The sequence below is a fragment of the Burkholderia sp. BE12 genome, from assembly GCF_002959955.1.
Taxonomy (GTDB): Bacteria; Pseudomonadota; Gammaproteobacteria; order Burkholderiales; family Burkholderiaceae; genus Burkholderia.
The window spans coordinates 245,620-270,397 of sequence record NZ_PREY01000004.1; the positions used below are offsets into that span (position 1 = coordinate 245,620).

The following is a 24,778-nucleotide window of genomic DNA, read 5'->3' on the forward strand; positions in this document are numbered from 1 at the left end:
GGCGAATCGCGGCGATGTCAGCGATGCGCGTCGATCACGCCGACGGCCGTCTCGGCCAGCCGGCCGGCCATTTCGCCGACGCGCAGCGCCTGCTCGCTGGATGCGTTGCCCTGCAGCGCGCGCGCCTTCACGCCCTGCACGATCGCCGCGAGCCGGAAGAAACTGAATGCGAGGTAGAAGTGCCAGTCGCGGATCGGCGCGATGCCGCGTAGCTCGCAGTAGCGCGCGACGATCGCCGCTTCGTCCGGGATGCCGAGCACCGCGCGATCCTGGCCCGCGAGCCCGCGCACCTGCCCGCCGGACGGCAGCCGCAGGCACATGCAGAAATACGCGAGGTCGGCGAGCGGGTTGCCGAGCGTCGACAGTTCCCAGTCGAGCACGGCCTGCACGCGATAGCCGTCATGCGCGAACATCAGGTTGTCGATCCGGAAATCGCCGTGCACCAGCGCCGGCCGGCCCGTGTCCTCGGGGCACGCTTTCGGCAGCCAGTCGATCAGCGTCTCCATCGCGTCGAGGCGCCCGGTTTCGGCCGCGCGATACTGCTTCGTCCACACGCCGATCTGGCGTTCGAAGTAGTTGCCGGGGCGGCCGTAGTCGGCGAGGCCCACCGCGTCGACATCGACGTCGTGCAGCGCGGCCATCGTCCGCAGCATCGCGTCGTAGCATGTCGCGCGCTCGGCCTTCGGCAGTTCCGGCAGCGCGGGATCCCAGAAGATCCGCCCATCCTCGAAACTCATCACGTAGAACAGGCTGCCGATCACGTCGCGGTCTTCGCAGAGGTGATACGGATGCGCGACCGGCACCGCGGTGCCCGACAGCGCGCTCAGCACGCGGAATTCGCGGTCGACCGCGTGCGCGGATTTCAGCAGTTCGCCCGGCGGCTGGCGGCGCAGCACGTAGCGGCCGCTCTTCGCGGTCAGCAGGAAAGTCGGATTCGACTGGCCGCCGGCAAACTTCTCCATGTCGACCGGGCCTTCGAAGCCGGGCACGTGCGTTTCCAGATAACGCGTGAGGCGAGCTACGTCGAGTGGCTGGGAAGGGTTCGTCATCGTCGCGATCGTTCGTGGGTCAGCCGTAGGTTCGCAGCGCATGTCGTTCGGGATCCTCCAGATGCGGGATGCCGTTGAACGACGCGAGGTGGAACGCGTCGGCGTTGAAGAAAAACTGCGAAAGACTGCTGTTGCGGATCTGAAGATTCAGCGCGATCGCGCTCAACGGCGGCGCCGCGAGCACCTGCTGCACGGTGACCGCGATCGGGCCGCCGGAACTCACCGCCAGCACGCGCTGGCCGCCGCCGTGGCGGATCGCGGCGCGTGCATCGGCCACGCGCTGCTGGAAATGGGCCCAGGTTTCGGGGGCCGCATCGCCGAGCTTGTCCGCGGTCCACAGGTGCAGCACCTGCCGAAGCGCGCGGAAGTGTTCCTTCATCGAGCCGGCCGCGAGCCGCGCGATCTCCGGATAGTCGCTGGCGGCTGCCGCGAACAGCCCGTGGAAATCGTATTCGTTCAGGCCCGGATGGCGGTCGACGACGACGCCTTCGCGGCCCATCCCGCGCAGGATCGCGGCGACCGTCTGCGCATGGCGGTTCATCGTGCCGCAGACCACGCGGTCGAACGTCAGGGCCTGCCGCGCGAAGTATTCGCCGAGCCAGACGCCCTGCTGGTCGCCCGCAGCGGAAAGCCGGTCGTAGTCGTCGGTGCCGAACGACGCCTGCCCGTGCCGTACCAGAAAGAGTTCAGCCATTGCATGCCCGACTGGTTGAAACCGAAGGCCCAGCATAGCGAGCGGGCGTGCATTTTTGAAATTTATTTTCTGAATCAATCGATATTCATCGAATGAATTCCGGGGGATGCCAACAATGCGCTTGCGCGTGCTTTCACCGGCACCCGCGTCGCGGCACGCGAATTGCGCCAGCCCCCACCGTGTCGAATAAATCCAGGAGGGATGCGATGCTCGGTACGATCCTCATCATCGTTCTGATTCTGCTGCTCATCGGAGCATTTCCTTCATGGCCGCATAGCCGAAGCTGGGGTTATTGGCCATCGGGGACCGTCGGGCTGATCGTCGTCATTGTCGTGATACTGGTGCTACTCGGTCGCATCTGAGTACGGACGCGCGTGCCGCGGCATGGGCACGCGCGTTTCGATCGCACCGTCGTAACTTCTTTACACGCAAAAGTAAGCCGTAAAGAAAAACGCAACGGCATCCGATACGCTCACTCCGCGTCCGCTCGGTCCCGGTCCGGCCACCCACGGACACGCGGGGTGCGGCGCATGATCACGCGCGTCATCTCCAGCGGACACAACGTCTCTCCGATGCACAGGTGCGGCATCGCATGATCCATCTGCAGCGCGCAATACGGCACGTTGCGTGCCGGTTCGCACGCCCCGCCCGTCTCCATTCGATGGAGTTGGCCGTACGGTAGTATGGCGATTCGATGGAACCCCGATGGGTCTGTACGAGTGGCCATGCCCGAATTTTCTTCATCTCCCGGCGCCGGCCAGCGTGCGCAGGCGCTCGTCCTCATCGCCGAGGACGAACCCGAAATCGCCGAGATCCTCACCGCCTATCTGGCACGCAGCGGGCTGCGCAGCGGGCATGCCGCCGACCAGCATCCGGAATTCGATCTTGATGCGCGTCGCATGCGCTGCGACCCGGTCCGGATCCGCCAGGCGCTGCTCGAGAACGCGCGCCGCCATGCGGTGCCGGGCGCGATCCGCATCGGTACCTGCGTCGAACAGGGCATGTGCCGGCTGCGCGTCGAGGACGACGGCCCCGGCATCCCGGCCGATTTCGCGCCGCATGTGTTCCAGGCATTCCGGCGCGTCGACGAGTCGCAACCCGGCGGCAGCGGCCTCGGGCTCGCCGTCGTCGCGGCGATCGCGCATGCGCACGGCGGCGAAGCCGTTTGCGTGCCGACCGGCGCGGGTGGTACGCGGTTCGAGGTGCAGTGGCCCGACAACCTCGTGCCGGCGCCCGAAAACGAGCGCTTTCCGGTGCATTGATGCCGGCGCGGGCCGCACCGCGTCACGTCCGCGGTTCGAGCACGAAGACGGTGAACAGCGGGAACGGCAGCCGGAACGCATAGCCGTCACGGCCGTCCCGCTGGATCCACCATTTCACCAGCGGCAACCGCCAGAAGCGGCTGTCCTGTTGAAGCGAACGTTCGTCGATGTCGTTCACGATCTCACCTGCCTGTGCGATCCCGTCCTGCCCGGGCATCACGTTGCCTCGCCCGCCCGGCCCGGCGCGCGCGGCGGCCCAGGCCGGGCAAGCGAATGAACACCTGCGGTTATCGATTGATCCCGAAGATTCATTGGACAGTGTCTGCGCCGCCGCGCGATGCTGGGCTCGCCCGTGAACGCAGCGTCATTGCAACGCCGCGCACGAACATGGAGTGAGACACATGCCTACCGATCACCGTCAACGGTGCCACACGCTGTGGCTGCTGTGCGCGCTTTCGTTCATCCTCTACGTCGATCGCGTCAATCTCGCGACCGCGGCCGGGGCGATCAAGGCCGAACTCGGGCTGTCGAATACCGAACTTGGCGTCGCCTTCTCCGCGTTCGCGTATTCGTATGCAATTTGCCAGATCGGCGGCGGCTGGATCGCCGACCGGTTCGGCGCCCGCATCACGCTGATCGGCTGCGGGCTGATCTGGGTCGTCTCCACGTTCGCGACCGGGCTCGTGCACAGCCTCGGATTGCTGTTCGCCGCGCGCCTGCTGCTCGGCATCGGCGAAGGCGCGACGCTGCCGGCCCAGGCCCGGGCGATCACGCACTGGTTCCCGCGCGAGCGGCGCGGGGTCGTGCAGGGCTTCACGCACTCGTTCTCCCGGCTCGGCAACGCGGTCACGCCGCCGATCGTCGCCGCGCTGATGACGTGGCTGTCGTGGCGCGCGGCGTTCTTCGTGATCGGCGCGGTCACGCTGGTGTGGCTCGCGTGGTGGATCGCCGGCTTCCGCGAGCATCCGGTCGGCAACGACGACGGCCGCACGCACAGCCGCCGCCCTGCCGCACCCTCCGGGCCCACGCCGTGGGGGCCGCTGTTGCGCCGGATGGCGCCGACCATCTTCGTCTACTTCTGCTACGGCTGGACCGCGTGGCTGTTCTTCACGTGGCTGCCGACCTTTTTCCTGAACGGCCAGGGCTTGAACCTGAAATCGACCGCCTTGTTCGCGTCCGGCGTGTTCTTCGCGGGCGTCGTCGGCGACACGCTCGGCGGCTGGCTCTGCGACCGGATCTACCGGAAGACCGGCAACCTCGCGCTGTCGCGCCAGAGCGTGATCGTGACGAGCTTCGTCGGTGCACTCGTCTGCCTGCTGCCGCTCGCGTTCGTGCACGCGACGGCCGGCGTCGCGCTGTGCCTGTCGGGATCGTTCCTCTGCCTCGAACTGACGATCGGGCCGATCTGGGCCGTGCCGAGCGATATCGCGCCTGCCCATGCCGGCATCGCGAGCGGGATGATGAACGCCGGTTCCGCGATCGCGGGGATCCTGTCGCCGATCCTGTTCGGCTATCTCGTCGATCGCACCGGCAGCTGGACGGTGCCGTTCATCGGCTCGGTCGCGATGCTGCTGATCGGCATCGTCGCCGCGCTGCGGATTCGGCCGGACCGCGCCCTGTCCGATTCGATGCCGGCGCTCGCCGACGCACCCGCCGCGCCTTCGGCACACTGAAGCCGTCTTCGCTGCCGCTGTCGTCCCGCCCGCGCCGTCATCGCTCATCGCTCATCACGCATCGCCGCGTTCCGCGACGCGCGACCGGCGCGGCAACGCGCCGCCGGATCAGGCACCGCCGTCCGCCCCCACGGCGTCCTGGTGAAACAGCGCGAGAAACTGCTGGGCGGGAATGCTCAACGGCCGGTCGCGCCGCACGAGGCTGCCGTACGACGGCAGCTTCTGTTCAAGCGTGTAATCGATGATCGAGACGAGCCCGTGCGCCGCGTTGCGCTGCGCGACCGTCAGCGGAATCACGCCGAGCATCGACGAACGGTCGACGAGATTCATCGTGGTCAGGATCGAGCCCGTTTCGACGAGCCCGCGCGGCATCGGCTGGTGACGCGCGCGGAATTCGCGCTCGACGACCTCGCGCGCCGGGCTGCCGGCCGGCTGCAGGATCCACGCGTAATCGAGCAGCGCATCGAATTCGACCGCGCCCGCGCCCGCGCCCGCGAGCGGATGGTCGCGGCCCGCGATGATCGCGAGCGCCTCGTCGTCGACCACACGGAAGTCGCAGTCGGCCCCGGCGTTCCTCCCGATCACCACTTCGAGCACACCATCGCGAAGCTGCGGCATCAGCCGATCGCTCGTATCCACCGCGATATCGATCGCGAGCAGCGGATAACGCGCCTTCAACCGCACCAGCGCCTCGGTCAGCCGCCCCGGCGACGCCGCCATGATGCTGCCGATCGCGAGCCGCCCCGCGCTGCCCAGTTGCAGCTCGCCGAGCTCGCGGTTCAGCGCCTCCATGCTGCCGCGGATGCCGCGGAAATAGCCGAGCACGCGCTCGCCGGCCGGGTTCAGCACGAGCCCGCGCCCGATGCGATCGAACAGCCGCTGGCCGAGCGCGCTCTCCAGTTCGGCCAGCATCTTCGTCGCGGCCGGTTGCGTGAGGCCCATCTGCTCGGCCGCCGCGCGCAGCGTCGAGCATTCGTCCACGGCCAGCAGCAGCGCGATCTGGCGCATCCGCAGCCGGTTCAGCAGTTGCGGGGTCGAGTCTCGTCGGTCGATCGAGCCCATCTTTGATTACTCCAGGTTATCGATTCATCAAGAGTTTTCAATTTACCGACTCATTCCGTCTACCTAGCATCAACCCCATAGACCAACGGCCGCACGCCGCCACCGGAGACGCCACATGAACCTCGAATCCCCCCTCGCCCGCCGCACGCCCCGCACCGGAGTCGCCGCATGACGCCCGCCGCCTCCCTGCCCGTCGTCGCGCTGACGCTCGGCGACCCCGCCGGCATCGGCGCCGAACTGATCGCGAAACTGCTCGCCCGCCCCGATGCGACCGCCCGCGCGAACCTCGTACTGATCGGCGATCGCTGGCTGTGGGAAGCCGGCCAGCGTGTCGCCGGCGTCAATGTCGACGTCGAACCCGTCGCGTCGCTCGCCGCCGTGCGCGACCGGCCGTCCACCGCGCGCGCCGCGTTCGTCGCGGTCGATACGATCGATCCCGCGCAGGTCGCGGTCGGCCAGGCGGGTGCCGCCGGCGGCCGCTCGACGCTCGCCGTACTCGACCGCTGCCTCGACGCCGCGCTCGCCGGCGACATCGACGCGATCTGCTTCGCGCCGCTGAACAAGTACGCGATGAAGCTCGGCGGGCTGCGCCACGACGACGAACTGCACCACTTCGCCGAAGCGCTCGGCGTGACCGGCTACTTCTGCGAATTCAACACGCTCGGCGAACTGTGGACCGCGCGGATCTCGTCGCACATTCCGCTGAAGGATGCGGCAGCCCAACTGAGCATCGAACGGATCGAACAGGCGTCCGAGCTGATCTACCGGTCGCTGCTCGCGAACGGCGTCGCCGCGCCGAAGGTCGCGATCGCCGCGTTCAACCCGCACGGCGGCGACGGCGGCAGTTGCGGCCGCGAGGAAGTCGACGTGATCGAGCCGGCCGTGCGCCGCTTGCAGGCGCGCGACTGGCCGACCGATGCGCCGTTCCACGGCCCGTTCCCGGCCGACACGATCTTCCTGAAGGCGCAGGCCGGCGACTACCAGGCGATCGTCACGATGTATCACGACCAGGGGCAGATCGCGATCAAGCTGCTCGGCTTCTCGCGCGGCGTGACCGTGCAGGGCGGGCTGCCCGTGCCGATCACGACGCCCGCGCACGGCACCGCGTACGACATCGCGGGCCGCGGCACGGCCGACGTCGGCGCGACCTGGCAGGCGTTGCAGATCGCGTGCCGGATGGGCGCCGCGCGGCGCTCGCCCACCGTTTCGGCGTGACGCCCGCACGCCTTTCACACACGACGACATCGATTCTGGAGACACCATCATGAAGATCCGCTCCGTACGCGCCCGCGTATTCCAGTGGAAAGGCAAGACCGTCCCGCCGCAAGGCAACTTCTGCTCGAACGCGATGGACCTGCTGTATGCGCCGCAGGAAACGATGAGCACGTTCCGCTTCCATGCGTGGACGGTCGTCGAGGTCGAAACCGACGACGGCATCGTCGGCCTCGGCAACGTCGCGCTCGCGCCGCACGTCGCGAAGGTGATCATCGACCAGTACCTCGCGCCGCTCGTGATCGGCCAGGACCCGTGGGACTACGAGTACCTGAACCAGCGGATGTACCGCGCGACCCACGCCTGGGGCCGCAAGGGCATCGGCATGGCCGCGATCTCGGCGGTCGACATCGCGATCTGGGACATCCTCGGCAAGAGCGTCGGCAAGCCGGTGTTCAAGCTGCTCGGCGGCCGCACCAAGGAAAGGATTCCCTGCTACTACTCGAAGCTCTACCGCACCGACCTGAAGGCGATGCAGGAGGAAGCGCAGCAGTACCTGAAGGAAGGCTTTCGCGCGTTCAAGATGCGCTTCGGCTACGGCCCCGCGCACGGGCAGCAGGGCGTGGTCGAGAACCTGAAGTCGGTCGCGGCGATCCGCGAGGTGATCGGCTACGACAACGACCTGATGCTCGAGTGCTACATGGGCTGGAACCTCGAGTATGCGAAGCGCATCCTGCCGAAGCTCGAGAAGTACCAGCCGCGCTGGCTGGAAGAACCGGTGATCGCCGACGACCTCGACGGCTACGCGGAGCTGAACCGGCTCACGAGCATTCCGATCTCCGGCGGCGAGCACGAGTTCTCGCTGTACGGCTTCAAGCAGTTGCTCGACCGCAAGGCCGTGTCGGTCGTCCAGTACGACACGAACCGCGTCGGCGGGATCACGATGGCGCACAAGATCAACGCGCTGTGCGAGGCCTACAGCGTGCCGGTGATTCCGCACGCGGGCCAGATGCACAACTACCACCTGACGATGAGCACGCTCGCATCGCCGATGAGCGAGTACTTCCCGATGTTCGACGTCGAGGTCGGCAACGAGCTGTTCTATTACATCTTCGACGGCGAGCCGGTGGCCGAGAACGGCTTCCTGCAACTGCGCGACGACGTGCCGGGCCTCGGCCTCACGCTGAAGACCGAATTCCTCGACCAGTTCGACATCGTCGAGTGAGGCCGGCCATGAACCCACGCTACCAGGGCGTCTTCCCCGTCGTGCCGACGATCTTCGACGCGCACGGCGCGCTCGATCTCGACGGCCAGCGCCGCTGCATCGATTTCATGATCGATGCCGGCTCGCACGGCCTCTGCACCCATGCGAACTATTCCGAGCAGTTCGCGCTCGGCGACGACGAACGCGAACTGCTCACTCGCATCACGCTCGAGCACGTCGCGGGCCGCGTGCCGGTGATCGTCACGACGTCGCACTTCAGCGCGCGGATCTGCGCGCAACGCAACCGGCACGCGCAGGCACTCGGCGCGGCGATGGTGATGGCGATGCCGCCGTACCACGGCGCAACCTTCCGCGTGCCTGAAGCGCAGGTGCGCGCGTTCTTCCGCGAAGTCGCCGATGGCCTCGACATTCCGCTGATGATCCAGGACGCGCCGGCCAGCGGCGTCGCGCTGTCCGCGTCGCTGCTCGCGACGCTCGCGCGCGAGATCGACGCGGTGTCGTACTTCAAGATCGAGACGCCCGGCGCCGCGTCGAAGCTGCGCGAGCTGATCGCGCTCGGCGGCGACGCGATCGAAGGGCCATGGGACGGCGAGGAAGGCATCACGCTGCTCGCCGACCTCGATGCCGGCGCGACCGGCGCGATGACGGGCGGCGGCTATCCGGACGGGATTCGCCGGATCACCGATGCGTATTTCGCCGGGCGCCGCGACGACGCGTACGCGCAGTACGCGCGCTGGCTGCCGCTGATCAACTACGAGAACCGCCAGTCGGGCTTCCTCACCGCGAAGGCGCTGATGAAGGCGGGCGGCGTGATCGCGTGCGACCGGCCGCGTGCGCCGTGGCCCGAGCTGCATCCGCAGGTGCGCGCCGGCCTGCTCGATACGGCGCGGCGGCTCGACCCGCTCGTGCTGCGCTGGGGGCGCTAGACCTCGTTTTTTGCACCCGCAACGCGCGTGCGTTGCGCATCGGCGTGACGGCGGCCCGACAGAAGGCCGCCGCCGCTCATCGGATGGACGGAGACACCATGACCCTGCTGAACCCCGCGACCCCGGCATACGAAGCCGGCGAAGCCATTCCGCGCCGCCGCTGGCTGCGCGTGATCCCGCCGCTGCTGCTCGCCTGCATCATTTCCTACATGGACCGCGTGAACATCGCATTCGCGATGCCCGGCGGGATGAACGCCGACCTCGGCATGGATGCGACGATGGCCGGCCTCGCCGGCGGCATCTTCTTCTTCGGCTACCTGTTCCTGCAGATTCCCGGCGGCCGGCGCGCGGCGCTCGGCAGCGGCAAGACCTTCATCGCGTGGTCGCTCGTGAGCTGGGCCGTGCTGTCGGTGCTGACCGGGCTCGTCACCCATACGTGGCAACTCCTGACGCTGCGCTTCCTGCTCGGCGTGGCCGAGGGCGGGATGCTGCCCGTCGTGCTGACGATGGTCAGCCACTGGTTTCCCGACCGCGAACGCGGCCGCGCGAATGCGATGGTCATCCTGTTCGTGCCGCTCGCCGGCATGATCACCGCGCCGCTGTCCGGCTTCATCCTCGCCGCGTACGACTGGCATCACCTGTTCTTCAGCGCGGGCGCGCTGTCGCTGCTGTGCCTCGTCGTGTGGATGCTGTTCGCCGACGACGGCCCGGAGACCGCACGGTGGGTGTCGCCGCGCGAGAAGGCGTACATCCTCGACGCGCTGCGCGACGAGCGCGAACGCAAGTGCGCGGCCGGCACGCCGGCGGCCGCCTCGTTCGGCGCGCTGCTGCGCCACCCGACGATCTGGCTGCTCATCGCGATCAACTTCTGCTATCAGGCCGGCATCTACGGCTATACGATGTGGCTGCCGACCCTGCTGAAAAACCTCACGCACAGCGGGATGGGCAGGATCGGCCTGCTCGCGATGCTGCCGTACGTCGCGATGGTGATCGGGATGCTCGTCACGTCGTATTGGTCCGACCGGACCGGCAAGCGGCGCCTGTTCGTGCTGCTGCCGCTCGTCGGCTTCGCCGCATGCCTCGCGCTGTCGGTGCTCACGCATGCGTCGATGGCCGTGTCGTTCGCGTTCCTGATCGGTTGCGGCTTTTTCCTGCAGGCGGCGGCCGGCGTGTTCTGGGCGATTCCGCCGAAGCTCTGCAGCGTCGAGGCGGCCGGCAGCGCACGCGGGCTCATCAACGCACTCGGCAATCTCGGCGGCTTCTGCGGCCCGTATGCGGTCGGCGTGCTGACGCAGCACGTGAGCGCGGCGGCCGGCGTGTACAGCCTCGCCGTCACGCTCGCGGTGGCCGGCCTGCTCGCGCTGACGCTGCCCCGCCGCTGCGAAGACTGAAGCACCTCGACACGCGGCCACGCGAACGAAACACCGGAGACACACCATGAACGACATCCTGCTGCTGGTGCAGAAATGCGCCCACACTTTCAGTTTCTACGACCTCGATACGAAAGCGCCGCTCAAGCACATCGTGTTGCCGAACTTCCCGCACGAATTCACCGTCGACGTGACCGAGCGCCATGCGTATGTCGGCATTTTCGGGATCGAGACCGCATGGTCGCGCGGCCATGAAGGCGATCACCGGATCGCCGAGATCGATCTCGTCGAGCGCACGCACACGCGCATGCTCGACCTGTGGCCGTACTACCGGCCGCACGGGATGGCGAGCGACCGCGACGGCCGGCTGTACGCGATGAGCGAGGCGCACGACATGCTGCTCGTATTCGACGAGCCGACCCGGCAGCCGGTACCGAACATGGCCGTGCCGTCCGGCGGCGTGAAGACGCACCTCGTGACGCTCACGCGCGACGCAAGCCGTGCGTACGGCGTGCATCTGCTGTCGAATACGGTCACGCGATTCCATCCGCGCGACGCGACGGTCGCGCCGCGCGCGGTCATGCCCGGCCCGCGCCCCGAAGGCAATGCGCTGTCGAGCGACGAGCGCACGCTGTTCGTCGCGAATCGCGGCGACGACACGCTGGTCGAGATCGACACCGAGACGATGACCTGCGGCCGACGCGTGAAAACGCGCAGCGATCCGAATCGCATCTACCGGACGAGCGCACCCGACGGCCGCGACCTGCTGCTGTTGACCAATTCGGGCGAGCAGTCGATCTCGGTGTTCGACGCGCGGCAGCTCGAGGAGATCGAGCGCATCGCGCTGCCCGCGAATCCGACCGCGCTCTCGTTCCATCCGTCGCGGCGCGTCGCGTACGTGTCGTTCCAGGACGACCATGTCCGCGAACTCGATCTAGACGCGTGGCGTTTCGTCAGCGCACTGCCGACGCTGCGCGAACCGGATGCGTCGTATGTGCTCGCAGGCGCGCGCTGAGCGGCTCGGCGACGTGCCGCCGGCGGATGCGATGCCGGTGGCGCTCGTCGATGCGCACCATCACCTGTGGCGGCTCGATGCGGGCGCGCACTACCCGTGGCTGCAGGAGCAGTACGATCCCACGCGTTTCATGTTCGGCGATTACGCGGCGCTGTGCCGCGATTTTGGCGTGGACGACTACCGGCTCGCCGCTCAAGCAGCGCCGCTCGTCGCCAGCGTGCACGTCGAAGCCGAACGCGCGCGCGACGAGGCGCTCGCGGAAACGCGCTGGCTGCACGAGGTCGCGGCCGCGCACGCGCTGCCGTCGGCGATCGTCGCCTGGGTCGATCTGCTGGCCGACGACGCGGAGCAACGGCTCGCCGAACAGGCCGCATGGCCGCGCGTGCGCGGCGTGCGGTTCAAACCGCGCACCGCGGCCGAGCCCGACGCGCCCATCGACGAACCGGGCGCGCTGCACGATCCGCGCTGGCCGGCCGCGCTCGAACGCCTCGCCGCGCATGGCCTGAGCTGGGATCTGCGCGTGCCGTTCTGGCATCTCGGCGACGCGGCCGCGATGCTGGCCGATGCACCCGAAGTCGACGTCGTGCTCGAGCACGCGGGGCTGCCGTGGGATCGTTCCGAAGCCGGGCTCGCGCGCTGGCGCAGCGGTATGGAAGCGCTCGCCGCGTTGCCGCGCGTGACCGTGAAAATCTCCGAGCTCGGCCTGCGCGATGCGGTATGGAACGACGCGGACAACGCGCGGATCATCCGCGACACGATCGCGATCTTCGGCTGGGAGCGCTGCCTGTTCGCGAGCAATTTTCCGGTGGCGGGGTTGCGGGTGTCGTATCCGGCGCTGCTGCGCACGTTTGCCGGCGCGATGGGGCACCTCGACGAAGTCTCGCGCCGCGCGATCTGGCATGACAACGCGCTGCGTGTGTACCGGATCGCGCTCGACGCACCGCAGCGTCCGGCGCGCGGGTAACGCCGCATTGCCTCCGTGCCTCCCCTCGGCCGGGCGCCGCACCCGCCCGACCACCACATTTTGTGCATCGCACGACCGATCCTGAGCAAAAAGTATCGGTCCGTCTTTTCTTTTGATGTGGTGAACACATCGCCCGCGTCCCACCATTGATCCTGCCGTCGCCTGACGGCGATCGAACAAGCAGAATCAAGGAGACACGGGTGAACAAGATGCGAATCGTCGCAGCCGGCCTGCTGCTCGGCGCCTGTCTGCCGGGCGTCGCGACCGCGCAGGTCTGCAAGGTGCCGACCCTTCGGGTGCTCGCGCAAAAGAGCCTCGGCCTGTCGGTGATGGAGAAATCGCTGGCCGACTACGAGAAGAAGAGCGGCACGAAGGTCGAGATCAGCTATTTCGGCGAGAACGACCGCCGCGCGAAATCGCGGCTCGACGCGTCGACCGGCGCGGGCTCCTACCAGATCTACTACGTCGACGAGGCGAACGTCGCCGAATTCGCGTCGGCCAACTGGATCGTGCCGCTCCTCAAGTACTACCCGAAGGAATACGACTACGACGACTTCCTGCCCGGCCGCCGCGCGGTCGCGAGCTACAACGGCGTCGCGTACTTCGCGCCGCTGATCGGCGGCGGCGACTTCCTGTTCTACCGCCGCGATCTGCTCGACGCCGCGCACATCCCGGTGCCGAAGACGCTCGACCAGCTCGTCGCCGCGATCAAGAAGCTCAACGCGCCGCCGAAGCTGTACGGCTGGGTCGCGCGCGGCCAGCGCGGCTCGGGGATGAACGTGTGGCGCTGGTCGCCGTTCATGCTCGGCATGGGCGGCGCGTGGACCGACAAGGGCGGCCAGCCCGCGTTCAATTCGCCGGCCGCCGTGAAGGCCACGCAGCTCTACAGCGACCTGTTCAAGTACGCGCCGCCCGGCGCCGCCACCTACGACTGGAGCAACGCACTCGAAGCGTTCCGCTCCGGCAAGGTCGCGTTCATGATCGAATCGACGCCGTTTGCGGACTGGATGGAAGATGCGAGCAAGTCGAGCGTCGCCGGCAAGGTCGGCTACACGCGGCCGCCCGCGCCGCTGCCGTCGGCCGCGTACGGCCACGGCTTCGCGATCTCGGCGGTCGGCGCGAAGGACGACTGCACGCGCATGGCCGCCGGCCGCTTCATCGCATGGGCGACCAGCAAGGACCAGGAGCAGGCGCGGCTGCGCAACGGCGTATTCAGCGACTACAACCGCGCGAGCACGATCGGCAGCCCGTACTTCAAGCAGCACGTCGCGCCGCAGATCCAGGCCGGGCTGAACGACACCAACCCCGTCACGCAGGTGACGATCTGGCGCACGCCGCAGTGGCCGGACATCGGCGACAACCTCGGCATCGCGCTCGAACAGGTGTTCACCGGCACGCAGGCGGATATCCGCGGCACGCTCGACGACGCGGACCAGTACGCGAAGGACGCGCTCGAACATGGCGCTCGCAAATGACGGCGCCGGCGGACGCGCGCTCGGCGTCCGCCCGGCCCCTTCCCCGTCTTCGACCCGGCGCGGTCGCGCACGCCGCGACCGCACGAGCCTGCCGTGGGTGTTCCTCGCGCCGACGCTGGCGCTGCTCGCGGTCCTGAGCCTCGTCCCGACGATCGCCGCGATCAACCTCGCGTTACGCAACCGCGTGCTGCGCTATCCGGACAGCGAATACGTCGGCCTGCGCAATTTCGTCCGGCTCGCGTCGGACCGGCGCTTCCTGAACGCAATCGAGGTGTCGGTACTGTGGGAAGTCGTCACGGTCGCCGGCGCGGTGCTGGTCGGCATCGCGCTCGCGGTGTTCCTGTTCGAGCGCGTGCACGGTCGCTGGCGCCGCTTCGCGTCGCTGGTGCTGATCATGCCGGTGCTGCTGCCGCGCGTGTCGGCCGCGTTCATCTGGAAGTTCATGTACGCGCCGCTCACCGGGATCCTGAGCTGGCTGCTCGGCACGCTCGGCGTCGAGCACACCGCGTTCCTCGCCGATCCGCATCTCGCGCTGTACGCGGTCGCGCTCGTCGACGTGTGGCAATGGGGCCTCTTCTTCGCGGTCGTGATCCTGAAGCTGCTGGAGACGCTGCCGCCCGAGCCGCTCGAAGCCGCGCGGCTCGACTACGCGACGACGTGGCAGGTGCATGCGTACATCGCGCTGCCGATGCTGAAGGCGCCGCTCGTGAGCCTCGTGTTCATCAAGATGGTCGAATCGCTGCGCTCGTTCGACCTGATCTACGTGATGACCAAGGGCGGCCCCGGCATCGCGACCGAAACGCTCGATCTCTACGCGTACCAGCAGGGCATCGGCCTCGCCGGCAAGGTGTCGTATGCGTCGGGCATGGCCGTGCTGATGATGGTCGCGACCACGCTCGTCTTCACGCTCATCTGGAAGAGGGTCAACAAATGGGACGACTGACGGCTCGCCGAATGACTCGCCGCGGCTCCGCCGCCACCGTGTCCACCGTCGCGATCGCCGGCGGGATCCTGCTCGTCGCCGCGTTCCCGCTGTTCTGGGCCGTGCTCAATTCGCTCAAGCACCTGCTCGACATCGTCACGCCGACGCCGCGCTTCTTCTTCACGCCCACGCTCGCGAACTACGAGCAGGTGCTGTCGAGCCCCGAAGTGTTGATCGGGCTCGGCAACAGCATCGCGATCGTCGGCGCGGCCGTGCTGATCGGCGCGGTGCTCGGCGTGCCGGCCGCGTATGCGATCGCGCGCTACCCGGTGCGCGGCAAGCGCGACATCCAGTTCTTCCTGCTGTCGCTGCGCTTCCTGCCGCCCGTCGCGGTCGCGCTGCCGCTGATCGCGATCTGGGTCGATCTCGGGCTGTACGACACCAAGCTGTCGATGATCGTCACGTACCTGCTCGTCACGCTGTCGACCATCACATGGCTGTCGATTCCCGTATTTCGCCGGCTGCCGCGCGAGATCGAGGAAGCCGCCGCGCTCGACGGCTACGGCCCGTACGCGGTGTTCTGGCATATCGCGCTGCCGGTGTGCGCGAGCACGCTGCTCGGCGGCATCGTGTTCAGCTTCGTGCTGGTGTGGAACGAACTGATGATCGCGCTCGCACTCACTTCGTCGCGCAGCGCGACGCTGCCGGTGGTCGCGTCCGCGTTCACGTCGCTCGGCCAGGAAGTGCCGTGGGGCGTGATCAACGCGTCGACGGTGCTGCTCGCGCTGCCGCCGCTCGTATTCGTCGGCATGCTGAGCCGGCTGCTCAATTCGTTGGTCAAGGGAAAATAAGGAGAACACGTTGAAAGCGCTCGTACTCGAACGCACGCGCGAGCTCGCGCTGCGCGACATCGACCTGCCGCAGGCGGTCGGCCCCGGCGACGTCCGGATCAGGATCCACACGGTGGGCGTCTGCGGCAGCGACGTGCATTACTACGTTCACGGCGGCATCGGCCCGTTCCGCGTCGATGCGCCGATGGTGCTCGGTCACGAAGCGTCCGGCACCGTCGTCGAGACCGGCGCCGGCGTCACGCATCTGCGCGTCGGCGACCGCGTGTGCATGGAGCCCGGCGTGCCGCGCCTCGATTCGCCCGCGACGCTGCGCGGGCTCTACAACCTCGATCCCGACGTGCGCTTCTGGGCGACGCCGCCGATCCACGGCTGCCTGACGCCGTTCGTCGTGCATCCGGCCGCGTTCACGTACCGGCTGCCCGACAACGTGTCGTTCGCCGAAGGCGCGATCGTCGAGCCGCTGTCGATCGGCCTGCAGGCCGCGAAGAAGGCGGCGATGAAGCCGGGCGACCTCGCGGTCGTGATCGGCGCCGGCACGATCGGTGCGATGACGGCGCTCGCCGCACTGGCCGGCGGCGCCGCGCGCGTGATCCTCGCGGACGTCGTGCCGGACAAGCTCGCGCTGTTCGCCGGCAATCCGGCCGTCACGACCGTCGACGTGCGTACGCAGCCGCTGGCCGACGCGGTGGCCGACGCATCCGGCGGCTGGGGCGCGGACGTCGTGTTCGAGGCCAGCGGCAGCGCGAACGCGTATGCGGGCCTCGTCGACCTGATGTGCCCGGGCGGCTGCGCGGTGCTGATCGGGATGCCGGTCGCGCCGGTGCCGCTCGACGTGGTCGCGCTGCAGGCGAAGGAAGGCCGCATCGAATCGGTGTTCCGCTACGCGAACATCTTCCCGCGCGCGCTTGCGCTGATCGCGTCCGGCGCGATCGACGTGAAGCCGTTCATCTCGCGCACGTTCCCATTCTCCGAAAGCGTGCGCGCGTTCGAGGAAGCGGCGAGCGGGCAGCCGCGCGACATCAAGATTCAGATCGAAATGGATTAGGGCGTGTTCACGCTAATAACGGGTTTGCGAACGTGCCTTTCCGCCCGTCCCCCAAGGGGACTTCCTTTGGGCGCGTGCAAGGAGAAAGGAGCGCCGTTTGGCTGTGCCAAACAAGCGACGCACGACGCCGCAATGTGGGCGGAAAGGCACGTTCCCCTGTTTGGAAAAATTCATTCGCGGGGCTGGCCCCCAGAAGGGCCGATCGCCGCGTCATGCTCCTCGCGAATACGTCGAGTATTCGCTTCGTCGCAATCCTCTCGCTCGGCCCTTCTGGGGGCCAGCGCAAACCCGTTATTAGCGTGAACACGCCCTAAACCATGGCCCAGATCACCTGCAAGGCTTTGTCGAAGCACTACGACGGCGGCCCCGCCGTGCTGCATCCGCTCGACCTCGAGATCGCCGACGGCGAATTCATCGTGCTGCTCGGCCCGTCCGGCTGCGGCAAGTCGACGATGCTGCGGATGATCGCGGGCCTCGAGGCGATCACCGGCGGCGAGCTCGTGATCGGCGACGCGGTCGTCAACGACCTGCCGTCGCGCGAGCGCAACGTCGCGATGGTGTTCCAGAACTACGCGCTGTATCCGCACATGACGGTGTACGACAACATCGCGTTCGGCCTGCGGCGCCTGAAGGTGCCGGCCGACGAGATCGACCGCCGCGTGCGCGACGTCGCGCGCATCCTGAGCCTCGACGCGCTGCTCGAGCGCCGTCCGCGCGCGATGTCGGGCGGCCAGCAGCAGCGCGCGGCGATCGCGCGCGCGATGATCAAGACGCCCGCCGTGTTCCTGTTCGACGAGCCGTTGTCGAATCTCGACGCGAAGCTGCGCACGCAGTTGCGCGGCGACATCAAGCGGCTGCACCGGCGGTTGAAAACGACCACGCTGTACGTCACGCACGACCAGCTCGAAGCGATGACGCTCGCCGACCGCGTCGTGCTGATGCGCGGCGGCCACATCGAGCAGATCGGCACGCCGGCCGAGCTGTACGGCCAGCCGCATACCGTGTTCGCGGCCGGCTTCGTCGGCACGCCCGCGATGAACTTCGCGGACGGCACGATCGAGCGCGTCGGCACGAACGTGCTGCTCGACTGCAATGGCGCGCGCTGGCCGCTCGCGTCTTCACGCTTCGCGCGGCTGCAGGACGGCCAGCAGGTGAAGGCCGCGATTCGCCCGAATCACCTGCGGCTCGTCCCCGACGGCGATCCGACCCCGAGCGCGCTCACGCTGACCGGCACGGTCGAACTCGTCGAGCTGCTCGGCGCCGAGGCTCTCGTCACGCTGGACTGGCGCGGCCTGCCGTGCGCGGCACTCGTGCCGGCCCCGATGGCCCCGACGCCGGGCGCCGTGGTAGCGTTGCGCTTCGACGAAGAAGCCCTGCATCTGTTTGACGCCGGCACCGAGCGCAACGTCTCGCTGCCGGAGGCGAACCCGATCGCGCACGCGGCGGCGCCGGCGGCCGCGACGCGCGCCGCGCCGCCTGCCCCGACGGGCTGGTCGATGTCCCGTTCGTAGCACGCCGGCACACCCCGACGGAGCACACGATGAACCCGGATCTCGAGATCGTTCCCACCCACCGCGACGAATCGTTCCGCGCGTGGGTCCACGACTATCCGCATTCGGTCGCGAAGTGGCACTTCCATCCCGAGTACGAGATTCACCTGATCCAGGCGTCGCGCGGCAAGGTGTTCGTCGGCGACCACATCGGCGATTTCGGTCCGGGCAACCTGATCGTCACCGGGCCGAATCTGCCGCACAACTGGGTCAGCGAACTCGCCGGCGGCGAACGCGTGCCGTCGCGCGACGTCGTGCTGCAGTTCTCGCGCGATGCGATCGAGAAGATGGTCGGCGCGTTCAGCGAATTGCAGCCGGTGATCGACCTGATCGACGACGCGGCGCGCGGCGTGCAGTTTCCCGACCGCGTGGGCATCGAGGTCGCGCCGCTGATGCTCGAACTCGCGGACGCGCACGGCTGCCGGCGCGTCGAGATCCTGATGTCGCTGTTCGACCGGCTGTCGTCGTGCCGCGAGCGGCGCGTGCTCGCGGGGCCCGGCTATCGCAGCGACGCGCAGCACTACATGTCGTCGACCATCAACCAGGTGCTGTCGTACCTGCAGCAGAACCTGCCCGGCATGCTGCGCGAAGCCGACGTCGCAGCGTTTGCCGGCATGAGCGTCAGCACCTTCACGCGGTTTTTCCGGCGTCACACCGGCTCGTCGTTCGTGCGCTACCTGAACCGGCTGCGCATCAACGAGGCCTGCGAGCTGCTGATGTTTTCCGACCTGACGGTGACCGACATCTGCTACCGGGTTGGCTTCAACAACCTGTCGAACTTCAACCGTCAGTTTCTCGCGATGAAGCAGGTGCCGCCGTCGAAGTTCCGCGCGCTGCACCGGCTCAACGAACCGCACGGCCACGACGACGCGCCGCCCCTGCGGCGCGCGCCGCCGCGCGCCCCAGACAGGACGCTTCATACGTGACATATCTCGGCATCGATCTCGGCACGTCCGAGGTCAAGGTTCTCCTCACCGATTCCCGATCGGTCCCGCTCGCGACCGGCTCGGCCACGCTGTCGATCAGCCGGCCGCATCCGCACTGGTCCGAACAAAGCCCGCAGGCGTGGTGGCACGCGATGCTCGACGCGATCGCGTCGGTGCGCGCCGCGCACCCGGCCGGCTTCGCCGCGCTGCGCGGCATCGCGCTGTCCGGCCAGATGCACGGCGCGACGCTGATCGACCGCGCGGACCAGGTGCTGCGCCCCGCGATCCTGTGGAACGACACGCGCGCCGGCACCGAATGTGTCCAGCTCGAGGCGCTGGTACCGGAATCGCGCGCGATCACCGGCAACATGGCGATGCCCGGCTTCACCGCGCCGAAGCTGCTGTGGCTCGCGAAATACGAGCCGGCCGTGTTTCGCGCGGTGCACAAGGTGCTGCTGCCGAAGGACTACCTGATCTGGCGCCTGTCCGGCGAATTCGTGTCCGACCTGTCCGACGCGTCGGGCACGCTGTGGCTCGACTGTGCGCGCCGCGACTGGTCCGACCGGATGCTCGCCGCGACCGAGCTGTCACGCGCGCAGATGCCGCGCCTCGTCGAAGGCAACGCGGCCGCCGCGCAGTTGCGCGACGCGCTGCGGCGCGAATGGGGCATCGCAGGGCCCGTGACGATCGCCGGCGGCGCCGGCGACAACGCGGCGTCCGCCATCGGCATGGGCGTCACGGGCGCCGGCAGCGGCTTCCTGTCGCTCGGCACGTCGGGCGTGCTGTTCGCCGGCAACGACCGCTTCGCGCCGAACCCGGACGCCGCCGTGCACGCGTTCTGTCACTGCGTCGAAGGGCGCTGGCACCAGATGAGCGTGATCCTGTCGGCCGCCGCGAGCCTCGACTGGCTCGCGCGCGCGCAGGGCACGACCGCCGGCGCGCTGGCGGCGCGCGCCGAACGCGCCGATCCGGCCCGCGCGCCGCTGTTCCTGCCGTATCTCGGCGGCGAGCGCGCGCCGCACAACGACGCGCATGCGCGCGGCGTGTTCTTCGGGCTGTCGAACGAACACGACGCCGACGATCTCGCGTATGCGGTGATGGAGGGCGTCGCGTTCGCGATGGCCGACGGCTACGACGCGCTGCGCGCGGCCGGCACGGCGCTCGACGCGGTGTCGTTCATCGGCGGCGGCTCGAAGAGCGCGTTCTGGGCGCGGCTGTGCGCAAATGCGACCGGGCTCGCGATGCAGCGGCATGCGGACGGCGCGGTCGGTGCGGCGCTCGGCGCCGCGCGGCTTGCGCGCCTTGCGGCGACGGGCGACACCCTGGCGGAAGTCTGCGTCGCGCCGCCCGTCACGGAGACGGTCGTGCCCGATGCCGCTTCGGTCGATCTGCTGGCGGGGCGGCTCGCGCGCTATCGACGGTTGTATCGCGCGCTGCGGGACGAGTTCGCGGCCGCCGACTGAGCGCTCGCGCGATCGCGCTTGACCCGGCCCTTGGGATCGCCTTTATGCTGACCGCAACGAATCGACGGCAAAGAGGTGACGGATGGGTACGGACACACCCCGTTTGAACGCATCGGCCGCCGCCGCGCGGCTCGGCGTCTCGGTCAAGGCGCTGCGGCTGTACGAGCGGCACGGCCTCGTCACGCCGGCGCGCACGCCGGCCGGATACCGCGCGTACGGCCCGGAAGAGCTCGCGCGTGCCGCCGACATCGCGGCGCTGCGCAAGCTCGGCCTCGGTCTCGCGCAGGTGACGAGCGTGCTCGATGGCGACGCGCGCAGTCTCGATGCCGCGCTGGCCGCTCACGAAGCGGCGCTCGATCACGGGATTCAGGCGCTCGTGAGCAAGCTCGACGGCGTGCGCGCGATGCGCGCCGGCCTCGCGCGCGGCCGGATGCCGGCCGACGGCGAACTGACGCGGCTGCTCGGCGAAACGGACGCGGGTGTCGCGTTCAGCCTGCCGTGGCCGTGGGGCGGCGAACGGTTCGAGTGTCGCGATATCCGGCCGTTGAACTACATCATCGGTTCGCTGGGGAGCGGCAAGACGCGGCTCGCGCTTCAGTTGGCCGACGCACTGCCCGGCGCCGTGTTCGTGGGCCTCGATCGGCTGGACGACGATTATGCGGCGGCATCCGCTGCATTGCGCGCCGATCCGGCACTGAAGTCGCGCGTCGACCGCACGTCGGCGTTGCTCGCCGGCCGGGGCGCGACACCGTCGGCGGCGCTGACCGCGCTGCTCGTCAGCCTCGAAGCGGAAAGCCCGCGCGTGCGGATCGTCGACATGATCGAGCACGGCCTCGACCGGGCCACGCAGTTGGCATTGATCGCGCATCTGCGCGAATGTGCGGCCGTCGGCATGCGGCCGCTGTTCCTGTTGACGCGCTCGACGGCGATCCTCGATCTGGCAGCGGTCGGCCCCGACGAAACCATCCTGTTGTGCCCGGCCAATCACAGCCCGCCTGCGCGCGTGGCGCCTTACCCGGGCGCGCCCGGGTATGAAGCGGTGGCCACGTGCCTCGCGGCGCCGGAGGTCCGGGAGCGGATCGCACGGCGGCCGGAAGCGCGCGCCATCATGCTTCGTGCGGAGCGGGAAATGAACCTGTCGCGACCTGTCCGTCGGAGAACATGATGGCACGCGACAAGCGGGTAGAAATCGACCTCGACGTCGCAGGAACCTGACATGGATTCGCATCCGGATCGACGCGATCGGACAAGTTCGCTGCCTGCCGGGCGTTATCGGGACACGTCGGCAAGTCGTCTTGTCCGGATGGCCAAAATCGCGCGCAAACGGTCATTCACGTGCAACATGAAGGACATCCGAAAGCGTTCGTTTCGGGTATCGTCCACCTCTCCTGCCAGCACGCCACATGACCGCAAATGGAAACAGTACCGGCCCGGCCGATCTCGGCCCCTGCGACGCGATGAGCCGATTTCGCATCACATACGACGGGCCCACGCTCGATTCGTCCGAGATGGACGTGCGCGAACTCGCGCCCGCGCTGCTCGCCTTCGGCGATTTGCTCGACGCGTCGACGCGCGCACTGTGCGGCGATCAGGTCCGGCCACAGGTCAACGTGCGCGGCAGCTTCAAGACCGGCAGCTTCGGCATCGACTTCACACTCGCGACCTCGCTGCTCGGCCGCATGCGCGACATGCTGAGCGGCAACGAAGGCACGGCGCTCGCCAATGCGGTCACGATCCTGACCGCGCTCGGCATCGCCGCACCCAGGGCGAGGAAGGGGCTTTTCGCCGTCCTCAAATGGCTGCGCGGGCGCGAGATCACGCACGTGCGGATGCAGGATCACACCGCGGTGCTGGACGTCGACGGCGACACACTCGAAATCGACCTGCCCGTGCTCACGCTGCTGCGCGACGTCCGCGTTCGCCGCGCCACCGCGCAAGTGCTTGCGCCGCTCGCGCGCGAAGGCATCGAGATTTTCGCGGCCGGCACCGACACGGAGGTGTACGAGACGGTCACCCGCGACGAGATTGCATGGTTTCACGCGCCCGATCCAGCCGATTCGCTCCTGCTCGACGAGCATCGCAAGATGGCGTTCTCGATCGTGTCGCTCGCGTTCAAGGACGACAACAAGTGGCGCCTGTACGACGGCACGTCGACGATTCACGCGACGATCACCGATGCCGGCTTCCTGTCGCGCGTGAACAACAGCCAGATCAGTTTCAGCAAGGGGGACGTGCTGTTGTGCAATGTCCGTATGCAGCAGTGGCAAACTTCGGACGGCGCAAAAACCGAGTACGAGGTCACGAATGTCCTCGAACATCGCCCGGCCGGCCTGCAGATTCCGTTGCCGGGCCTGTGATCCACGTCGAAGCCTCGCGCCCGACGCAACCGCTCATCACTCATGAAACCGGCGATCCATCTGCGTACCGCCTCCAGGGAAGATCTCCCGTTCCTGCTGACGCTCCGTCAGCTCACGATGACCGAGCACCTGCAGCGCGTCGGCGCGCCGACCGACGATGAAGCGCACGACCGGCGCATCCGCGCGAACTTCGACGACGCGATGATCGTCTGCGAAGGCGCCGACGCCATCGGCCTGCTGAAGGTGACGCGCGCCGCCGGCGAATGGCACGTCCATCAGATCCAGATCCTCCCCACGCGCCAGGGGCAGGGAATCGGCGAAGCCGTGCTGCGCGCACTGCTGACCGACGCGGCACGCGAGCGCGTGCCGGTGTCGCTCAGCGTGCTGCACGGCAACCCCGCGCGGCGGCTCTACGAGCGACTCGGCTTTCGCGTCGTGTCGGACACCGACACGAGCGCGAACCTGATCTGGCACGCGTGACGCCCGGCGATTGGTCGCCGTCGCGTTACTGCGTGATCTTCGCGTCCTTCACCAGATTGCCGATCATCTGCGCACTCGCCTTCTCGGCCGCGATCGCCTGCAACTGCTGCTGAAGCGTCGGCTTCACGGTTTCGAAAGCCGGCACCTGCGTCGGCCGCTTCGCATCCAGCTTCACGATCGCCCGCACGCCGTCGACCGGAATCGAATCCTTCGTCACCGCGCCGACCGTCAGTTTCTCCAGTGCCTGCGCGACGGGCAGCGGCAACCCGGCCGTCTTGCCTTCCGCCGCCGGCGTGCTGAAGCTCACCCACGGCAGCTCGCCGCCGGTATCGCGGCTCGGCGCCACGCTGTACTGGCGCGCGAGCCCGTCGAACGACTTGCCCGCTTTCAGCTCGCTCAGCACGGTCGCCGCCGCGACCGGATCCTTGACGACGATCACGCGCGGTTTGTATTCGTTCTTGCCGAGCGCGGCGACGAGTTCGTCGTAACGGGCCTTGACCTGCTCGTCGGTCACCGGCTCCGGCTTCACATTGTCGCGCAGATACAGTTGCACCTCGGCCGTCACCTTCGCCTGCTGCATCGCCGCCTTGACCTCGGGCTTGTCCGCGTAGTTCGCCTTCTCGGCCGCCTGCTGAACCAGCACGCGCGTGATCAACTGATTCTTGATCGCCTGGCGGATCTGCGGCGAATCGGGCTGCCCGGACGCGCGCAGCAGCGTATCGACGTCGGTCTGCGTGATCGGCGTGCCGTTGACGGTCGCGACGGTCGCGGCCGTCTGTGCGTGGACGGGGCCGCTCAGTGCGCCGGCCAGCGCGACGATCGTCAACAGGCGGTTCGGTGTCGTTTTCATTTTCATCGGGTTGTCACTTCGAGCATGAGAAACGCGGCAGGAGGCAGCCGCGCCCGTTCATCGGGCACGCCCGCGCAGCATCCGCGGGGGTCGCTGTCATTGTGCACGGAACCGCGTTCGTGCGTCGGGAGGTTGGGGATCCAGATCCTCCCGTCGCGGCAAGGATGCCGCATCGGCGAAGCCGTGCTGCGCGACCTGCCGGCCGAAACCGCACGCGAGCACGTACCCGTATCGCTCGGCGTGCTGCACGGCAATCCCGCACGGCGGCTCTACGAACGGCACGGGGTCCGGCTTGCGGCGGAAACGGAACGCAGTGCGACGCTGATCTGGAGCGCGTGACGTTGCGCGGCCCCGTCGGCGGTCGGCGAAACCCGTAGTTGTCGAGCGCCCCCGCAAAAAACACGGGC

At 68.3% G+C, this 24,778-nt stretch carries 23 protein-coding genes and 2 pseudogenes; 20 read left to right on the top strand and 5 right to left on the bottom strand.

Annotated features, from left to right (window positions below; all coding sequences use genetic code 11):
- Window positions 1–17 precede the first annotated feature (17 nt).
- Both C4B30_RS06465 and C4B30_RS06470 read right to left on the bottom strand, forming a co-directional pair.
- Complete coding sequence (locus tag C4B30_RS06465; RefSeq protein WP_105132104.1) at window positions 18–1,049, bottom strand: phosphotransferase; 1,032 nt, start codon at window positions 1,047–1,049, stop codon at window positions 18–20.
- Window positions 1,050–1,068: 19 nt separating this feature from the next.
- Entirely contained in the window at window positions 1,069–1,743 is a 675-nt protein-coding gene (locus C4B30_RS06470) for a histidine phosphatase family protein (RefSeq protein ID WP_105132105.1), read from the bottom strand.
- 206 nt (window positions 1,744–1,949) lie between these two features.
- Between C4B30_RS06470 and C4B30_RS06475 the strand changes: the two genes are divergently transcribed.
- Entirely contained in the window at window positions 1,950–2,105 is a 156-nt protein-coding gene (locus tag C4B30_RS06475; RefSeq protein ID WP_034185249.1) for a DUF3309 family protein, read from the top strand.
- 495 nt (window positions 2,106–2,600) lie between these two features.
- Window positions 2,601–3,005, top strand: a pseudogene (locus C4B30_RS06485) (sensor histidine kinase); the annotation flags it as partial.
- A gap of 22 nt (window positions 3,006–3,027) precedes the next feature.
- Here C4B30_RS06485 and C4B30_RS35185 read toward each other — a convergent pair.
- Window positions 3,028–3,183 carry a hypothetical protein gene (locus C4B30_RS35185; RefSeq protein WP_158683393.1) on the bottom strand — a complete coding sequence of 52 codons (156 nt, stop codon included), beginning with the start codon at window positions 3,181–3,183 and terminating at the stop codon, window positions 3,028–3,030.
- A 223-nt stretch (window positions 3,184–3,406) separates the two neighbouring features.
- On the opposite strand from C4B30_RS35185, the gene C4B30_RS06490 reads away from it, so the two are divergent.
- On the top strand, window positions 3,407–4,678 hold the full coding sequence (locus tag C4B30_RS06490) for an MFS transporter (RefSeq protein ID WP_105132107.1): 1,272 nt from the start codon (window positions 3,407–3,409) through the stop codon (window positions 4,676–4,678).
- A gap of 108 nt (window positions 4,679–4,786) precedes the next feature.
- On the opposite strand, the gene C4B30_RS06495 is transcribed toward C4B30_RS06490, so the two are convergent.
- Complete coding sequence (locus tag C4B30_RS06495; protein ID WP_105132108.1) at window positions 4,787–5,740, bottom strand: LysR family transcriptional regulator; 954 nt, start codon at window positions 5,738–5,740, stop codon at window positions 4,787–4,789.
- A gap of 168 nt (window positions 5,741–5,908) precedes the next feature.
- Between C4B30_RS06495 and C4B30_RS06500 the strand changes: the two genes are divergently transcribed.
- The 16 genes from C4B30_RS06500 (at window position 5,909) to C4B30_RS06575 (ending at window position 23,521) form a co-directional block, all read left to right on the top strand.
- The gene (locus C4B30_RS06500; RefSeq protein ID WP_105132109.1) at window positions 5,909–6,955 is read left to right on the top strand and encodes a 4-hydroxythreonine-4-phosphate dehydrogenase PdxA; all 1,047 of its coding nucleotides are present in this window, start codon (window positions 5,909–5,911) and stop codon (window positions 6,953–6,955) included.
- 49 nt (window positions 6,956–7,004) lie between these two features.
- The gene (locus C4B30_RS06505) at window positions 7,005–8,177 is read left to right on the top strand and encodes an L-rhamnonate dehydratase (RefSeq protein WP_027781887.1); all 1,173 of its coding nucleotides are present in this window, start codon (window positions 7,005–7,007) and stop codon (window positions 8,175–8,177) included.
- 8 nt (window positions 8,178–8,185) lie between these two features.
- Window positions 8,186–9,103, top strand: a complete 918-nt coding sequence (locus C4B30_RS06510; RefSeq protein ID WP_105132110.1) for a dihydrodipicolinate synthase family protein — start codon at window positions 8,186–8,188, stop codon at window positions 9,101–9,103.
- Between the two features lie 98 nt (window positions 9,104–9,201).
- The gene (locus tag C4B30_RS06515) at window positions 9,202–10,494 is read left to right on the top strand and encodes an MFS transporter (protein ID WP_105132111.1); all 1,293 of its coding nucleotides are present in this window, start codon (window positions 9,202–9,204) and stop codon (window positions 10,492–10,494) included.
- A gap of 46 nt (window positions 10,495–10,540) precedes the next feature.
- Window positions 10,541–11,488 carry a YncE family protein gene (locus tag C4B30_RS06520; protein WP_105132112.1) on the top strand — a complete coding sequence of 316 codons (948 nt, stop codon included), beginning with the start codon at window positions 10,541–10,543 and terminating at the stop codon, window positions 11,486–11,488.
- Complete coding sequence (locus tag C4B30_RS06525) at window positions 11,466–12,452, top strand: amidohydrolase family protein (RefSeq protein WP_105132159.1); 987 nt, start codon at window positions 11,466–11,468, stop codon at window positions 12,450–12,452. The genes C4B30_RS06520 and C4B30_RS06525 overlap by 23 nt, the downstream gene beginning before the upstream one ends.
- Window positions 12,453–12,661: 209 nt before the next feature.
- Window positions 12,662–13,927, top strand: coding sequence for an ABC transporter substrate-binding protein (locus C4B30_RS06530; RefSeq protein ID WP_442778451.1), 1,266 nt, complete (start codon window positions 12,662–12,664; stop codon window positions 13,925–13,927).
- Window positions 13,911–14,870 carry a carbohydrate ABC transporter permease gene (locus C4B30_RS06535; RefSeq protein WP_234015401.1) on the top strand — a complete coding sequence of 320 codons (960 nt, stop codon included), beginning with the start codon at window positions 13,911–13,913 and terminating at the stop codon, window positions 14,868–14,870. Before C4B30_RS06530 ends, C4B30_RS06535 begins: the two co-directional genes overlap by 17 nt.
- Window positions 14,871–14,881: 11 nt before the next feature.
- On the top strand, window positions 14,882–15,700 hold the full coding sequence (locus tag C4B30_RS06540; protein WP_442778450.1) for a carbohydrate ABC transporter permease: 819 nt from the start codon (window positions 14,882–14,884) through the stop codon (window positions 15,698–15,700).
- Between the two features lie 10 nt (window positions 15,701–15,710).
- Window positions 15,711–16,745: an NAD(P)-dependent alcohol dehydrogenase gene (locus C4B30_RS06545; RefSeq protein ID WP_105132115.1), complete on the top strand. Its 1,035-nt coding sequence runs from the start codon at window positions 15,711–15,713 to the stop codon at window positions 16,743–16,745.
- A gap of 317 nt (window positions 16,746–17,062) precedes the next feature.
- A complete protein-coding gene (locus tag C4B30_RS06550) occupies window positions 17,063–18,256 on the top strand; it encodes an ABC transporter ATP-binding protein (protein ID WP_105132116.1) in 1,194 nt (397 codons plus the stop codon).
- Between the two features lie 29 nt (window positions 18,257–18,285).
- The gene (locus C4B30_RS06555) at window positions 18,286–19,221 is read left to right on the top strand and encodes an AraC family transcriptional regulator (protein WP_105132117.1); all 936 of its coding nucleotides are present in this window, start codon (window positions 18,286–18,288) and stop codon (window positions 19,219–19,221) included.
- Window positions 19,218–20,684, top strand: a complete 1,467-nt coding sequence (xylB, locus tag C4B30_RS06560) for a xylulokinase (RefSeq protein WP_105132118.1) — start codon at window positions 19,218–19,220, stop codon at window positions 20,682–20,684. The genes C4B30_RS06555 and xylB overlap by 4 nt, the downstream gene beginning before the upstream one ends.
- 82 nt (window positions 20,685–20,766) lie before the next feature.
- Window positions 20,767–21,849: a MerR family transcriptional regulator gene (locus tag C4B30_RS06565; RefSeq protein WP_105132119.1), complete on the top strand. Its 1,083-nt coding sequence runs from the start codon at window positions 20,767–20,769 to the stop codon at window positions 21,847–21,849.
- Between the two features lie 238 nt (window positions 21,850–22,087).
- Window positions 22,088–23,041, top strand: coding sequence for a hypothetical protein (locus tag C4B30_RS06570; protein WP_105132120.1), 954 nt, complete (start codon window positions 22,088–22,090; stop codon window positions 23,039–23,041).
- Between the two features lie 42 nt (window positions 23,042–23,083).
- Window positions 23,084–23,521, top strand: coding sequence for a GNAT family N-acetyltransferase (locus C4B30_RS06575; RefSeq protein ID WP_105132121.1), 438 nt, complete (start codon window positions 23,084–23,086; stop codon window positions 23,519–23,521).
- A gap of 25 nt (window positions 23,522–23,546) precedes the next feature.
- Here the strand turns inward: C4B30_RS06575 and C4B30_RS06580 are convergent, their stop codons facing one another.
- Window positions 23,547–24,377 (bottom strand): peptidylprolyl isomerase, encoded by an 831-nt coding sequence (locus C4B30_RS06580; RefSeq protein ID WP_105132122.1) that lies wholly within the window; start codon window positions 24,375–24,377, stop codon window positions 23,547–23,549.
- Window positions 24,378–24,509: 132 nt separating this feature from the next.
- Between C4B30_RS06580 and C4B30_RS06585 the strand changes: the two are divergent.
- Window positions 24,510–24,710: pseudogene (locus tag C4B30_RS06585) on the top strand (GNAT family N-acetyltransferase); the annotation flags it as partial.
- Window positions 24,711–24,778: the final 68 nt, after the last annotated feature.